Annotated in this window: 11 protein-coding genes; 2 read left to right on the plus strand and 9 right to left on the minus strand. The window is 72.5% G+C overall.

Translation table 11 applies throughout. The annotated features are described in order from the left end of the window. The first annotated feature begins 13 nt into the window (after positions 1-13). Positions 14-2,254 carry a helicase-associated domain-containing protein gene (locus AC5L35_RS28780; protein ID WP_495062852.1) on the plus strand — a complete coding sequence of 747 codons (2,241 nt, stop codon included), beginning with the start codon at positions 14-16 and terminating at the stop codon, positions 2,252-2,254. A 105-nt stretch (positions 2,255-2,359) separates the two neighbouring features. On the opposite strand, the gene AC5L35_RS28785 is transcribed toward AC5L35_RS28780, so the two are convergent. From AC5L35_RS28785 to AC5L35_RS28800, 4 genes are all read right to left on the minus strand, one after another. Further along, complete coding sequence (locus AC5L35_RS28785) at positions 2,360-2,932, minus strand: GTP-binding protein (protein ID WP_495062853.1); 573 nt, start codon at positions 2,930-2,932, stop codon at positions 2,360-2,362. A gap of 73 nt (positions 2,933-3,005) precedes the next feature. Beyond that, entirely contained in the window at positions 3,006-3,626 is a 621-nt protein-coding gene (locus AC5L35_RS28790; protein ID WP_495062854.1) for a DUF742 domain-containing protein, read from the minus strand. Between the two features lie 65 nt (positions 3,627-3,691). Beyond that, the gene (locus AC5L35_RS28795; protein ID WP_169397043.1) at positions 3,692-4,117 is read right to left on the minus strand and encodes a roadblock/LC7 domain-containing protein; all 426 of its coding nucleotides are present in this window, start codon (positions 4,115-4,117) and stop codon (positions 3,692-3,694) included. After that, positions 4,114-7,989, minus strand: a complete 3,876-nt coding sequence (locus tag AC5L35_RS28800) for a sensor histidine kinase (RefSeq protein ID WP_495062855.1) — start codon at positions 7,987-7,989, stop codon at positions 4,114-4,116. Before AC5L35_RS28800 ends, AC5L35_RS28795 begins: the two co-directional genes overlap by 4 nt. Before the next feature lie 457 nt (positions 7,990-8,446). Here AC5L35_RS28800 and AC5L35_RS28805 point away from each other — a divergent pair, with 457 nt between their 5' ends. Next, positions 8,447-10,108 (plus strand): DNA repair helicase XPB, encoded by a 1,662-nt coding sequence (locus AC5L35_RS28805; protein ID WP_169397045.1) that lies wholly within the window; start codon positions 8,447-8,449, stop codon positions 10,106-10,108. Between the two features lie 21 nt (positions 10,109-10,129). On the opposite strand, the gene AC5L35_RS28810 is transcribed toward AC5L35_RS28805, so the two are convergent. The 5 genes from AC5L35_RS28810 to AC5L35_RS28830 all read right to left on the minus strand — a co-directional run bounded on the left by AC5L35_RS28810 (position 10,130) and on the right by AC5L35_RS28830 (position 15,345). Continuing rightward, positions 10,130-11,014: an NAD(P)-dependent oxidoreductase gene (locus AC5L35_RS28810; RefSeq protein WP_495062856.1), complete on the minus strand. Its 885-nt coding sequence runs from the start codon at positions 11,012-11,014 to the stop codon at positions 10,130-10,132. Positions 11,015-11,356: 342 nt separating this feature from the next. After that, a complete protein-coding gene (locus AC5L35_RS28815) occupies positions 11,357-12,400 on the minus strand; it encodes a LacI family DNA-binding transcriptional regulator (RefSeq protein ID WP_495062857.1) in 1,044 nt (347 codons plus the stop codon). 169 nt (positions 12,401-12,569) lie between these two features. Beyond that, positions 12,570-13,328 carry a cupin domain-containing protein gene (locus tag AC5L35_RS28820; protein ID WP_495062858.1) on the minus strand — a complete coding sequence of 253 codons (759 nt, stop codon included), beginning with the start codon at positions 13,326-13,328 and terminating at the stop codon, positions 12,570-12,572. Next, on the minus strand, positions 13,325-14,230 hold the full coding sequence (locus AC5L35_RS28825; RefSeq protein WP_495062859.1) for a DUF6807 domain-containing protein: 906 nt from the start codon (positions 14,228-14,230) through the stop codon (positions 13,325-13,327). The genes AC5L35_RS28820 and AC5L35_RS28825 overlap by 4 nt, the downstream gene beginning before the upstream one ends. After that, positions 14,227-15,345, minus strand: coding sequence for a Gfo/Idh/MocA family protein (locus AC5L35_RS28830; RefSeq protein ID WP_495062860.1), 1,119 nt, complete (start codon positions 15,343-15,345; stop codon positions 14,227-14,229). The genes AC5L35_RS28825 and AC5L35_RS28830 overlap by 4 nt, the downstream gene beginning before the upstream one ends. Positions 15,346-15,358: the final 13 nt, after the last annotated feature.

Below are 15,358 nucleotides of genomic sequence, written 5' to 3' on the forward strand. Positions count from 1 at the left end.
TACCGTGGAGACGATGCCCACTCCGCTGGTCGACTGGTTGCGCGCCCAGGACGACGAGACTCTCGCGGTTCTGCTCCGGCTGCGTCCGGACCTGGCCGTGCCGCCCCCGGCGGACCTCACCGTGCTGGCCACCCGGGCCGGTATCCGGGCGTCCGTCCACCGCGCGTGCGACGACCTCGACCGGGTCACGCTCATCGTCCTCGAGGCGCTGGTCGTCGCCGGTGCGGACAGCGCGCCGGTCCCGTTCGCCGAGGTGCGCAGGCTGCTGGGTCCCGACGTGCCCGGCGCGGCGCTCAGCGGCCCGCTGGCGGCCCTGCGCGAGCGTGCGCTGGTGTGGGGCCCTGACGACGAGCTGTCCCTCGTCCCCGCCGCGCTCGACGTGGTGCCGCGCCATCCCGGCGGCCTCGGCCGGGAGGCAGCGGGCCTTGCGGGGTCGTCGGAGCTGTCCGGGCTGCTCGCTGCCGTGTCTCCCGACGAGCGGCGGGTGCTGGACGCGCTGGCGGCCGGCCCGCCGATCGGGCGCAGCCGCGCGGGGTCGGATCCGGACAGCGCGGTCGGCAGGCTGCTGGCCCGCGGGCTGCTCGTGCGCGTGGACGCCGAGACGGTCGAGCTACCGCGGCAGGTGGGGCTGGCGCTGCGGGGGGACCGGCCGCTCGGCAACGTCGACGTCACCCCACCGGACATCGGGGCCAGGAAGCGCGGTGCCGACGTCGTCGACCGCACCGCGGGAGGAGCCGCGCTGGGCGTGCTCCGCCAGCTGGAGCTCCTCATCGGCTTCTGGGGCCGGACGCCACCCGCCGTGCTGCGCTCCGGCGGTCTGGGGGTGCGGGAGCTGCGCCGGGCGGCCAAGGAGATGGACGTCGACGAGACCGTGGCCGCCCTGCTCGTGGAGCTGGCCGTGGCGGCCGACCTCATCGGGGAGAGCGACGGCGTCGCACCGGACTGGGTGCCCACCACCAACGCGGACGTGTGGGCGGCAGGCGGTCCCGAGCTGCGCTGGTCGCTGATCGCCCGCACCTGGCTGGACCTCCCGCGGTTCCCCGGTCTGGTGGGCCGCAAGGACGACGCCGGCCGCGTGATCGCGGCACTGTCCGAGTCCGTCCGGCGCCCGCTCGCCCCGCGGGACCGGCGCCGGGTGCTCGCCGGGCTGGCCGAGCTGCCTCCCGGCACGTCGCCCGGGTCGTCCGCCGCGCTCCGCGACGTACTCGCCTGGCGCGCCCCGCGCCGCGGCGGCCGGCTGCGCGACGAGGTGGTGGGGTGGGTGCTGGCCGAGGGCACCGTGCTCGGCGTGGTCGCCCTCGATGCCCTCTCCACGCCCGGGCGGGTGCTTCTCGACAAGCCGGACGGGCTGGTGGTCGCACTGCGCGCCACCCTGCCCGAGCCCGTCGACCACGTGCTCCTGCAGGCCGACCTGACCGCCGTGGCTCCCGGCCCGCTCCAGCCCGAGCTCGCCGCGGAGCTCGTGCTGGTGGCCGAGGTCGAGTCGGCGGGTGGAGCCACCGTCTTCCGCTTCACCGACGCCACCATCCGCCGTGCGCTCGACGCCGGCCGCACGGCCAGCGAGCTGCACGAGCTGCTCGCGAAGCGTTCGGCCACCCCCGTGCCGCAGGGCCTGACCTACCTCATCGACGACGTCGCGCGCCGGCACGGACGGCTGCGCGGGGGCGTGGCGTCCGCGTTTCTCCGCTCCGACGACGCCGTGCTCATCAGCGAGGTGCTCGCCCACCCCGACAGCGCGGCCCTGGAGCTGCGCCGGATCGCGCCGACGGTGGTGGTCTCGCCGCTGTCGCTCGTAGAGCTGCTGGACGGGCTTCGCGCCGCCGGTTTCAGCCCGGCCGCCGAGGACACCGGCGGCGCCGTGCTCGACCTGTCCGACAAGGGCAGACGGACCGCGCCCCGGCGGCGAGTGCCCGGACGCACCGGGTCGCCGCCGGAACCCGGCGGCGAGCAGCTTGCCGCGCTCGTGTCCCGGATGCGCGCCGGTGACGCACTGGCCGGCGTGCGCCGCGATGCCGGAGCCCGGGCCAACGGGGGCATCCCCGACCTGCTGCGGTCGGCCGCCGCTGCCCGGCAGCGTGTCTGGATCGGGTTCGTGGACGGGCACGGGGTGGCGGGCGAACGGGTGCTGGAGCCGACGAGCGTCGGCGGCGGTGTGGTGGAGGGCCGGGACACGGTGGAGGGCGGCCTGCACCGCGTGCCACTGCACAGGATCACCAGCATCGCGATGGTCGAGGGCTCGTCGAACGACTCCTGAGCGCTCCTCACGCCCGGACGCAGCCAGGCGCCTCCCCGGCGGAGCTCGCCCTTGCGGGAGAGCGGAGCCGGGAGAGACGCCTGGTTCGTGGAGTGCGTGCCTGGATCAGCGAGCGCCTGCGGTCATCCTGTGTTGCATGGCGTGCTCCACCAGCGCGATGAGGGTCTGCTTCGTGGACTGCCGGATGCGCGCGTCACAACTGACGATCGGGATGGCCGGGTCGATCGACATGGCTTCCCGGACGTCCTCGACACGGTGCTGGAGCAGCCCGTCGAAGCAGTTGAGGCCGACGACGTAGGGCAGCCCGCGGTCCTCGAAGAAGTCGATGGCCGCAAAGGAGTCGGCCAGCCTGCGGGTGTCGACCAGCACCACGGCGCCGATGGCGCCCTTGACGAGGTCGTCCCACATGAACCAGAACCGGTGCTGTCCGGGCGTGCCGAACAGGTAGAGGATCAGCTCCGAGTCGAGTGACACACGGCCGAAGTCCATGGCCACCGTGGTGGTGACCTTGTTGGGCGTGGCCGCGAGGTCGTCGACTCCGGCGCTGGCCTCGGTCATGACGGCCTCAGTGGTCAACGGAACGATTTCCGAGACCGAGCCGACGAACGTGGTCTTGCCGACGCCGAAGCCGCCGGCCACCACGATCTTGGCGGAGATGGTTGCCGCGGTGGCGATCATCTGCTGTCCGAATCCCCCTGATTGATTGGTCAACGCCGACGCTGAGCGAGGGGGCGACCCGTCAGGTGGGTAACTAGAGCCGACGGAGTCCACTCAACACCCTTTCCATCAGAGCGAGGTCCGGCACGTTGCCGGCGCTGCTCGCGGTCTGGTGCACGGTCACCGCGCCGAGTGCCGCCATGTCGCTCAACAGCACCCTCGCGACCCCCAGCGGGAGTGACATGAGTGCCGCGACCTCGGCGACCGAGCGCGTCTGCTCGCACAGTTCGGCGATGACCCGGTGCTCGACCTGCAACAGGCCAATCTGGTCCCGGCCAAGTCGGCTCGTGGACACCAGAGTTTCGATGGCCAGATCGAGCCTGGCCTTGGTACGACCACGAGTCCAGGCGTACGGCCTGACCGCCGATGCACCCGCCTCCTGGCCGAGTTGTTCCGCCTCGACGATGCGCATGTCGATCGGCGCTGTCGCCGGCCCCGGTTTGAACAGCTCGGGCGAAGGTGCCGCGCGCTGAGCGGCCGCACTTTCGTCCGAGTCGGCAGGGACGTCGTCGTTCAGCTCGACGTCAGCACCTCGCCTGCGCCCCCACTTGCGGCGGCGCGGCGTGCGCTTGGCATCGAAGCTGAACCCGTTCATGACGTCGGCGAAAGTTGGCTCCGAGGATTGCCGGCGCTCGTCGTCGGGCCCGGGGGGCATCGGACTCACCTGCCTTCCTACCGATCGGTTGCCATTCCGGGGGTGGTACGGGGTGGGGGTGTTGCTCAGAACCCGCCGAAGGAGCCCTGCAGCTCGGCACGCAGCTCAGGCGTGAGGAGCTGGCCGACGCGGTCGACGAGCAGCGTCATCTCGTAACCGATCAGCCCGATGTCACAGCTCGGGGAGGCCAGCACGGCGAGGCACGAACCGTCGCTGATGGACATGAGCAGGACGATCCCGCGGTCCATCTCGACGACCGTCTGCACGACGCCACCGGCGTCGAAGCAGCGTGCGGCGCCCTGGGTGAGGCTGACCAGTCCGGACGACACCGCGGCGAGCTGGTCGGCCCGGTCGCGGGGCAGCCGGTCGGAAGCTGTGAGCAACAGTCCGTCGGCCGACACCACGATGGCGTGGGCGACACCTGGCACCCGCTCCGCGAAGTTGGTGACCAGCCATCCGAAGCGGCTCGGCTGCGTCTGTGGCGCCGTCATGAAGACTCCTCGTCGTGATTGACACCAGCGTTGGCGGAATTCGAACCAGCGTTGGCCCCTGAGCCCGGGTCCGCTGCGCCGCGCATGCGGCTCTCGCGGCCTTGACGGACACCGTGCTGGTAGCTGGCGAGCCGACCCCGGACGGTCTCTGCGCTTCGTGCGGAGGAGACCGGAGGGGCCAGTACTGCAGATCCTGCGCTGCCCGGCACGAGCCGTGCCCGTGGGCGCCGTTTGGGCAGTCCGGCGGCCGTGACCTCGTCGGGCTGCTCGGCGACCACCGCGCTCGCCGCTCGCCATCCCTCGTCGGCCTGGCTCGCGAACTCCTGGTCCGCTGCTCGGGCGACGGGCTCCGGGGTGGGAGCCTTCTCCGGTGCCTGGCGGGTCTGGCGGACCGGCTCGGGCGGAGCGGGTGCCGGGGTCGGGGTCGGCGCTGCAGCGGGTGCCGGTGCTGCGGCGGGCGGCGGGGTCGGAGCAGGAGCCGGGGGCAGCGGTGCCGGTGCCGGTGCCGGCGTGGGAGCCGGCGGGGGCGTGGGAGCCGGTGCCGGGCTGGGCGCCGACTGCCGCATCGGAGGACGCTGCGCCGACGGCCGCGGAGGCCCGCCGTGCTCGGTCTGCCAGTTGACCGGGATCGGGCGGTTCGAGCGGAACCACGCCGACGCGATCTCCTCGAAGATCGGCGTGGTCTCGCTGGGGTCGAACTCGCCGGTCCTCCGAGGGCTGACGGGTGCGGCTGCCGGCTCCGCGATGACCGGAACGCTCGGGGCGAACAGCTCGTCAGCCTGGACAGGAGCCTCGGCCGGAGCCGACTGCCCGACCTCAGGCTGCTGAGCGTGCTGGGCCTGAGCGTGCTGGGCCTGCTGGACAGGCTGAGCGGGCTGAGGCTGCTGAGCGGGCTGGCTGGGCTGGGGCTGCTGAGCGGGCTGGGCCTGCTGGGAGCGCTGAGCCTGCTGGCCGGGCTGAGCAGATCCGGCCTGCTGACCGCGCTGGTCGGAGCCTGTGCCCTGGGTGAACTGCCGCGGAGCCGGCTGCTCCGGCCGAGGCGTGGTGGCCCGGGGCGGGGGCAGCGGGTTGCCCCGGCCCAGGATCGGCATGGGCATCGTGAGCGGGGCCGGTGGCACCTGAGGCGGAGCGCCTCGTTGTGGCAGCGCCTCGCCGGCGCGCCCGGTGTCGACCGGGAACGAGCCGGTGGGCGGTGCGCCCGCCGAGGCCTGCTCAGCTGCGCGGTCCTGGCCCGATCCCGGCTGGTCGCCCTGCTGCTCACCGCCGTGGGCGGCTTGCTGGCGGGGGTTCGACCCGGAGTCGTCGGACCGCGCGTCCCGACCGGCAGGGGTGGCGCCGGTGCTGAACGTCGGGCTCCCGTTGGAGGTGGTGGGCTCGCTGGGCGAGTACCCGTTCGGGGCGGCGTCGCTGCTGGACCACAACGAGCGGGAGGTGTCGGGCTGGCCGCCGTTGCGGTAGGACCCGGTGTTGAACGTGTTGCCGGGCTGCTGGTTGGGCGTCTGCCGCTGATCGCGCCGCTGCTGTTGTTGTTGCTGTTCGAGCTTGGCCGCATCAGTGGCGGCCTGTGCGGCGAGATCCCGAGCCCGCTGTACCGCCCGCTGCTCCGCCGCGGCCTGGTCGGCCGCCGCCTGCTCGGCCGGATCGGGCCTGCTGTGCTGCGGGGGCTGGCCTTCGGGCCGGACCGACTGGCCCGGTCGCCTGGTGGGCAGCTTCCCGATCGAGCCGGAGCCGTTGACCGTGGGAGGCGGCTGCGTGGAGAACAGCTGCCCGTCCTGCCCGGCCGGTGCGTCGAAGACGCCCGTGGGGTTGGCCGGACCGTCCGTGCCCGCGACCAGCGCCGAGAGCGATCCGGGACGGGCCGAGCCGTTGGTGCCGGGACGCTGCGCGGAGATGGTGTTCGCGCGGTTGGGGATCGCGGGGGCCGGGCGCTGCGGCTCGAGCGGCTCGGCGGAGGAGGGGATGAGGTAGCCGGGCACGGTGACCGACGCGGTGAGGCCCGCACCGGGACCGCCCGCCGACGACGTGCTGAGCCGCACGTTGACGCCGTGGCGGGCGCCGAGGCGACCGACCACGAACAGGCCCATTCGCCGGGACGCCGACACGTCGACGGTCGACGGACCGCCGAGTCGCTGGTTGGCGTCGTTGAGCTCGTGGTCGATCATGCCGACACCGCGGTCCGCGATCTCGATGACGATCGATCCGTCGGCCGTGCGGGTGGTGCTCATGACCACCTGCGAGTCGGGCGGGGAGAAGCTCGTGGCGTTGTCGAGCAGCTCGGCAAGCAGGTGGACGAGGTCGGACGCCGCCCGGCCCACGACGTTCACCGTGGGCGGGGCCTGCACGATGATCCGCTGGTACTGCTCGACCTCCGACACCGCGGCGCGGAGCACGTCGACCATCGGGATCGGCGCGATGTTGCGCTTGGCCAGGTCGGTGCCCGCGAGAACCAGGAGGTTCTCGCTGTTGCGCCGCATGCGGGTGGCGAGGTGGTCGAGCTGGAACAGGTTGGACAGCTGGTCCGGGTCCTGCTCGTTGCTCTCCAGCTGCTCGATGAGCTGCAGCTGGCGCTCGACGAGCGCCTGGCTGCGGCGGGAGAGGTTGACGAACATCGCGCTGACGTTGGACTGCAGGGCCGCCTGTTCGGCCGCGAGGCGGACCGCCTGTCCGTGGACCGCATCGAACGCGCGGGCCACCTGGGCCACCTCGTCGCGGCCGGTGAGTGGCACCGGATCGACTTCCACGTCGGGCGTCTCGCCCGCGCGCATGCCCTCGACCGCCTGCGGCAGTCGCCGTTCGGCGACGTCGAGTGCCGTGGTGCGCAGCACCTGCAGCGACCGGAGCAGGGCCCGGGCGACGAGCACGGCGATCGTGGCGCCGATGAGCAGGCCGAGCATCAGGATGACCGAGTTGAGACCGGCCTCGTTGCTGGCCCGCTCCTCTGCCGCGGCGCTGGAGCCGGCCAGTGCCTTGCGGATACGGGTGGAGGCGCGCTCGGCAGCGGCCTTCGCGTCCGCGTAGGCGGAGTCCCACGCGACGGCCGGGACCGAGATCGGCCTGTTGGGCGCGGTGAGGAGGATCTGATCCTTCAGGCGCTCGCGCTGCGTGTTGGCGGTGGCGTCGAGGGGGTTACCGACGACACCCAGGGTGAGCGCGGACTGGTACTCGCGCAGGGCTGCCGTGAGCTGGCTGTCGGCGGCGAGTGCGGCTTCCTCGTCGGAGGGCCGCAGGGTGCGGGCCTTGATCGCGGCACCGAGCACCGTGTGCTGCAGGGCCAGCTGCTCCGAGGTGTTCATGACGGCGGTGAGGGCGTCGGGGAGACCCCCGATGCCCGGCGTGCTCAGCTGGCGCAGCAGGGCGCGGCCGAGGACGTCGACGCTGTCGATGATCGTGGTGTAGCGGTCGGTGAGCTGGTCGGAGGTGACGGCGGGGTTCTGCGCGGCGTCGGTGCGGATGGGGCCGAGGCCCGAGAGCTCACGCTCGGCTTTCTGCAGCGCGCTGCGCGTGGTGACCTCGAGCTCGGCCGCGCTGTGGACGGCGCCGAGCATCTGGTCGATCTGACCGTCGGTCTGCTGGAATCCCGCCTCGAGGGCGGCGCGGTCGTCGACGCGGTTGCCCGCGGCGAACAGTGCGGCGGCGTTGCGCTCCTGGCGGAGGGAGTCGGCTGCGCTGGAGACGTGCTGCGCCACCTCCAGCAGGCGGCTGCTTCTGCCGAGTTCGGCGGCCTGGCTGGCCTGGTCGGACACCCGGAGGATGCCCAGGGCCAGGGCCAGCATGGCCGGGATGAGACAGACGATGACCAGCTTCCAGGCCAGCGTCCAGTTTCGCGGGTTGAACCGCTCGGACCAGGTGGCCCTGGTCTCGGTGCTGGTCACGTCAACGTCCCCCTGATGATTGCCGGCGACGATCGAGCGAACTCTGGCACGCACGGGTGATCGCCCGCGAGACCGAACAGGCTGAGCTGCGGTCCAGGGGCGGTGGGTGGCCGGGAGCGGGTGCCAGGCTCGGGGAGCAGTGCTATGAGCATCGGGTCGATCCGTCGCGCCTTCTGTCGGGGGCGGGCCGGTCGGCTGTTCCGGCCCGCGTGGTGCGCGCTCCGCCGGCTCCGACACGCGCCCTCTGGGGAAGGGCGATGACCTCCAGGACCCGGTACGATCGCGGTGGCACACGTGCACTTTCGGACAGAGCCGGCACAGCATAGCCGAAGTGGTCGATCACACCTTCGCCGAGGCCGGACGGCGGCGTTCCCCCGAACGGATCACCTGTCGGTGCGCGCGGCAGATCACGGTAACCCCCGGCGTCGGCCGGGTTTTTGTGAGGAGTACCACACGTATGACCGACGGGCCGCTGATCGTCCAGTCCGACAAGACGCTGCTGCTCGAGGTCGACCATCCGGCCGCCACGGAGGCCCGGGGGGCCATCGCGCCGTTCGCCGAGCTGGAGCGCGCGCCCGAGCACGTCCACACCTACCGGGTGACGCCACTCGCACTGTGGAACGCGCGTGCCGCGGGCCACGACGCCGAGCAGGTGGTGGACGCGCTCGTCCGCTTCTCCCGCTACGCGGTACCGCAGCCGCTGCTGGTCGACGTGGTCGACACGATGGGCCGGTACGGGCGTCTGCAGCTGACCAACTCGCCCGTGCACGGGCTCGTCATGGTGGCCCTCGACCGGGCGGTGCTGGAGGAGGTGCTCCGGCAGAAGAAGATCGCCCCACTGCTCGGGGCCCGGATCGACGACGACACCGTGCTCGTACACCCGTCGGAGCGCGGGCATCTCAAGCAGGCGCTGCTCAAGATCGGCTGGCCCGCCGAGGACCTCGCCGGCTACGTCGACGGCGAGGCGCACCCCATTGCCCTCGCCGAGGACGGCTGGTCGCTGCGCGACTACCAGCGCCAGGCCGTCGAGGGCTTCTGGGCCGGCGGTTCCGGCGTCGTCGTGCTGCCGTGCGGGGCGGGCAAGACGCTCGTCGGCGCGGCCGCGATGGCGCAGGCGCAGGCCACCACGCTCATCCTCGTCACCAACACCGTGTCCGGACGCCAGTGGAAGCGCGAGCTCATCGCGCGCACGTCGCTCACCGAGGACGAGATCGGGGAGTACTCCGGCGAACGCAAGGAGGTCCGGCCGGTCACGATCGCGACCTACCAGGTGATCACCCGCAAGACCAAGGGCGAGTACCGGCACCTGGAGCTGTTCGACTCCCGGGACTGGGGCCTCGTCATCTACGACGAGGTGCACCTGCTCCCCGCGCCGGTCTTCCGGATGACCGCCGACCTGCAGTCGCGGCGCAGGCTCGGCCTCACCGCCACCCTCGTGCGCGAGGACGGCCGGGAGGGCGACGTCTTCTCGCTGATCGGCCCCAAGCGCTACGACGCGCCGTGGCGTGACATCGAGCAGCAGGGCTGGATCGCCCCGGCCGACTGCGTCGAGGTCCGGGTCACGCTCACCGAGGCCGAGCGGCTCGGGTACGCCGTGGCGGAGGCCGAGGAGCGCTACCGCATGGCCTCCACCGCCCACACCAAGCTGAACGTCGTCAAGGCCATCCTCGGCAAGCACCCCGGCGAGCCCGCGCTGGTCATCGGGGCCTACCTCGACCAGCTCGACGAGCTCGGCGAGGTGCTCGACGCCCCGGTCATCCAGGGCTCCACGAAGAACAAGGAGCGCGAGGCGCTGTTCGAGCAGTTCCGCCGGGGTGAGCTGCCGGTGCTCGTGGTGAGCAAGGTGGCGAACTTCTCCATCGACCTGCCCGAGGCGAGCGTCGCCGTCCAGGTGTCGGGCACCTTCGGCTCACGGCAGGAGGAGGCCCAGCGGCTCGGCAGGCTGCTGCGACCGAAGGGCGACGGCCGGCAGGCCCACTTCTACTCGGTCGTCTCGCGCGACACGCTCGACACCGACTACGCGGCACACCGGCAGCGGTTCCTGGCGGAGCAGGGCTACGCCTACCGCATCGTCGACGCCGACGACCTCCTCGGGCCTGCCGTGCCGGACGTGGGCTGAGCCGCGGTCCCGGCTCTCGCCTCAGGACGATCGAGGGTGGCGCACCGCCTCCACCACCGACGCCATGTCCTCCGCTCCGTGACCTGCCTCGCCTGCCGCCGCGAACTGCCCGTACAGCGCGCGCATCAGGCTGTCGTCGACGCCGGCGCCGCGCAGGGCGTCGGCGATGAGCGAGGCGTCCTTGGCTGCGCCGTCGGTGGTGAACGAGGGCGCGTAGTCCCCGGCGATCATCGCGCGACCTTTGAGCTGCGCGTAGCCGCAGTCGGTGCCCCCTCCCGCGATGGTGTCGAGAAACTGCTGGGGATCCAGCCCGAGGCCCTCGGCCAGCCCGATCGCCTGCGCGGTGCCGCCCATGACGGACAGCACCCAGGAGTTCGCCACGAGCTTGAGCCGGTGGCCGTCGCCGGGCAGCGGGCCGACCCACACGGTGCGGGCGCCGACCGCGTCGAACACCGGCGTCACCGCGTCGCGGAGATGCTCCGGCCCCCCGGCCAGCACGAGGAGCTTGCCCTCCTCCGCAGGCTGGCGGGTGCCCAGCACGGGGGCGTCGACGTAGTCCACGCCTGCCTGATCGGCGAGTTCGGCGAGCCGCAGCGCACCGTCGAGCCCGACGGTGCTCGACTGCACCCAGACCGCCCCTTCCGCGGCGGACGGCAGCGCCTGCTCCATCACCGACTCCACGGACGCGGCGTCGAAGAGCATGCTGACGATGACGTCGGCCCCGGCCACCGCGGAGGCGGGGTCCTCGGCCACGGTCGCGCCGACGTCGGTGAGCGCGCGGGCCTTCTCGGCGTCGCGGTTCCACACCGTGAGGGCGAGGCCGGCCCGGGCGATGTTCCTCGCCATTCCGGCGCCCATGATGCCGGTTCCCAGCACCGTCACGGCTTTCGTCGTCGTGGTCGTCACGGTCGTTCTCCTCGCGTTGTCGGTGTCGGTCCGATGCCGTCGGTGCCCACGTGAATCGCGTCGGCGCCCGGCCGGCGACTCTCCGGGACTCAGCCTATTCCTTGCGGCAAGAATGAACAGTGGGGCCGCCGACTTCTGCTCGAGAGAAGCATTTTGCCTGCTCAGAGCCGTCTACGGGCCATTGATCGGCATCGCGGCCGGCCAGCGGGAAGGAATAGATGCGGCCCGACCGCGATTTTCGAGGGAATAGATCACCGGGGTCCTGGCCGGTCGGCGGAACGGCGAAATCGACAAACCGTGCGGACGAGATGTCCGGGTGCGCAAATATCGCCACCGAGCGGTTCAGGGGCGAGTGCGCTCGGGCGTGCTCTCGCGGATGATCACCTCTCCGCGTACCCGCCGGATCCGCGGCTGGTCGGCGGGCGGCTCGAGCACCAGTTCCAGCGCCCAGGCGCCCAGGTCCTCCAGCGGCAACCGGACGGTCGTCAGGGCCGGGGTGGCATCGCGCAGGGTGACGATGTCGTCGAACCCGGCCACCGCCATCGTCGACGGCACCGCGATCCCGCGGTCGCGCAGCGCGGCCAGTGCGCCGAGCGCCATCACGTCGTTCACTGCGAACACACAGTCGATGTCGGCGCCGCGGTCGAGGATCTCGATCATCGAGTCGTAGCCGCCGTCGCGGGTGAAGCCGCCGTGCGCGACGCTGTCCTGGCCGATCTGCACCCCGGCGCGCGTGGCGCCCTCGCGGAACCCGGCGAACCGGTCGCGGGCGGTGAGCAGGTCGGAGCGGCCCGCCAGCACCGCGAACCGGCGGTAGCCGCGGCCGCACAGCGCCTCGGCGAGTGCCCTGGCGCCTGCCCGGTTCTCCAGGACGACGGTGTCGGCCGCGATCTTGCGCTGGCTGATGAAGGCGACGCGGCCGCCGGACTGCTCGAACGAGCGCACCTCGGCGCCGAGCCGTTCGGTGAGGTCGCGGTCGTGCACCCGGCTGCCCACGACGATCACGGCGCGGGCCCGCTGACTCCGGAGTGCGGCCACGTAGTCGAGTTCGCGTTCCTCCCGCCCGAACGTGCACGCCATCGTGACGACGAGGCGGTGGTCCTCGGCGGCCCGGATGGCACCGGCGGCGATGGAGGAGAAGTAGGGGTCGCCGACGTCGCCGATCACGAGTCCCACGAGGTTGGTGCGGCCGCGGGCCATCGCCTGGGCCTGCGCGTTGGCCGAGTACTGCAGGGTGTCGGCGGCCTCCAGCACCCGTTCGCGCAGGTCCGGGCGTACGCGCCGGGTGCTGCCGTTGAGCGCGCGGGAGGCGGTGGCCAGTGAGACCCCCGCCGCGCGTGCGACGTCGAGAAGCGTGACCGACGCGGTCGTGACGCGGTCGCTCATGGCCGGGCCTCCTGTGCTGCGGGACCGGGCCGGACCAGTGGACCGGACGGGCCGCGCCGTCGATGGCCGCAGTGCCGTCCGGCCGGGTCCAGGTCCCGTATCGGTGGAGCCTACCGTCCACCCCGGGCGAGGAAAGCGCATTCCCCCGCTCGGGTGGCGTGGCCGGTGCTCAGCCGGCTCCGCCGGCGGGTACCACCGACCCGATGCGCACCGGATCGTAGGGAGTGAGGAAACCGCACATGCCCAGAACGGCCGGAGCCGGCTCCTCGATGCGTGACACACCCGCGTCCAGCAGGTGCGAGTGGTCACCGGTGGCCAGCGCGGCCAACTGCTCGCCGGTCCGTCTGCTCACCGCTGCCGCGCCCTCCTCCCACCGTGTCCGCCACGCCGCCAGCTGGGGCCGCACCAGCGCCGCGGCAGCGGCGTAGAACTCGTCGAGCGCGGCACCGTTCCCCGCGCCCAGCTGCTGCGTGAGCTCGGCGAACCCCTCGATGGCGAGGTCCCGCCGGGCCCGCGCACGCTCCTCGGACGGCACCCCGTCCGGACCCGCCAGCGAGGTCGCGCGCTCGTAGGTGTCGCGGTCGGTCAGGTGGGCAGGCGGGAGGGTCAGTACCGCATCGCCCGCCTCCGGCAGGCCACTGTTCTGCATGACCACCACCACGTGCAGGTCACCGTCGTTCACCGCGCGGTGGATCGTGCCCGGGGTGAACCAGACGACGTCCCCGGTGTGCAGCGGTGACTCCACGAGGCCTTCCGCCGCGGTCAGGGTCTGCAGCCTGCCGGTGCCGCCCACCACGATGTAGCACTCGGAGCAGCACAGGTGCATGTGCGGCGAGCCGCCGCACAGCCCGTCGGCGGTCTCCCACGGGTAGACGCGCAACGCGCTGATCCCCACCCCACCCGGGAACTCCGGCAGGGCAGCGCTCACAGCGAATGCTCCGCGGCGAAGCCTTCGCACTCCTCGCGCGTCCAGATCCGGTCGGCGACGGCCACCCGGTGCTGCAGGGAGAGCGAGACGCCGTCGGCGAGCGTGATCTCCTTGTCGAAGGCGGGCGAGGGGTTCACCGCGGGGAACGGGTCGTTGCGCACGAACCAGGTGAGCGTCCCGTGGCTGGTCGACCCGGCGAGGACCAGCAGGGTCGCGCCGCCGTCGACGTCGTCGTTCTTGCCCGTGTATGCGAGCCACGGAGACTCGGTGGTGCCCATCGTGTCCGGGCCACCGCCACCTCCGGCGGTGATGATCTCGCCGCCGGTGAAGCCGCGGGGCCCGCGCCAGAAGAACCCCGTGTAACCCGCGTTCGGCCGTCCGTGGGTGGTGGGGCTGCCCAGCTCCAGGTCCTCGCCGCGGACGTTGCGCAGCTCCGTCGCGAAGTCGAGCAGCCACGTGCCGCGCTCGGCGTCGACGCCGTGGAAGCGCAGCGTGCGCGTCTCGGCCACCCAGCTCTCGCCGGTGGAGGCCACCCAGGTGAGCGACTCGCGGAGGGTGAGCTCGTCCCCGGTCAGGTCGATGATGTCGAAGGAGTCGTGGCGCATCGTGCCGACGTTGTCCAGCGCGACGTAGCCCTGCCCGTGCACGTAGGTGTTGCCGCCCCAGAAGTTCTGCCCGGACACGTGCGACCAGGTCATCTGCAGGCCCTTGTGCCAGCGGTGGTCGTGCGGGCGGTACGCCGCCACGAGCGCGCCGGACAGCGTCCGCATCGGGTACAGGTAGGGCTTGGGCGCCTCGAACGTGGGCAGGTCGTGGCCGTAGACGTAGCTCGCGATCTCCACGTCGCCGACGCCGATACCGATCTTCAGGCCGTGCTCGTGCGTGACTGTCAGCCCGGTCATCGGGTCACCTCCGCCGTGACGCCCGCCGTGTACTGGCCGGCGCCGTCCAGGTGTGCGTGGAAGGGGTTGCCCGGTGCCAGCTCGTCGCGGGTGACGGGCCGGCCGGTGATCGCCGACTGGTACAGCCCCGTGATCAGCTCCATGCTGCGGCGCCCGTCGGGACCGCTGGCCGGTGGCCGACCACCGCGGTCCATCGCGTCGAGGAACTCCGCCAGCTGCGCGTTGTGCGAGCTGCGGACGTCGGTGGCCGGCAGCCAGCCCGCCGAGCGTTCCTCGTCGACACCGCGCCGTGGCGTCCAGGTCCAGTTCGAGTTGTCGTAGCCGTACAGGTGCGAGACCTCGACCGTGGCGTCGGAGAAGTCGAAGCGCAGGTAGCTGACCTCGCGCGGCGACAGGACGCTGTTGACGACCGACACCAGCGCTCCGGACTCGAACGACACCGCGGCGAGCGAGACGTCCTCGGTGGCGATCCGCCGGTCCAGGGTGCCCATCATCGCGCGGACCTCGCGCCAGTCCCCGAGCAGCGAGAGCATCAGATCCATCTGGTGGATCCCGTGCCCCATCGTGGGGCCGCCGCCCTCGGTCTCCCACTTGCCGCGCCACGGCACCTCGTAGTACGCGTCGTCGCGGTACCAGAGCGTGTGGCAGATGCCCACCAGCGGACGTCCGAGCGCCCCGGTGGCGATCTGCTCGCGCAGGGTGCGGGCCGCGGAGCCGAACCGGTGCTGGAACACGTACCCGACGTACGGGCCGCCCTCCCGCTCCTCGGCGGAGAGCGAGTCGTACTCGGCCAGCGACAGCACGGGCGGCTTCTCGCACCACACCCACGCGCCGGCTTGCAGGCAGGCCCGGACGCCGTCGTGGTGGGCCGACGGCGGGGTGCAGATGATCGCCAGGTCGGGCCGTTCGGTGGCCAGCATCGTGTCGAGATCGGTGTAGCTGTGTTCCACCCCCCACTCCGCGGCGAACGCGGCGGCGCGGTCGCCGTCCACGTCGACCACCGCCACGACGGTGGCGCGCCCGTCCTGGGCCTGGATGGCAGGCAGGTGGCGGCCACCGGCGATGGCGCCCGTACCCACGATCGCGACCCGGTACTGCTTCTTGCCGTCTGGCATGTGCACGAGCTCC

This window comes from Pseudonocardia sp. OZ21 (genome assembly GCF_059359135.1).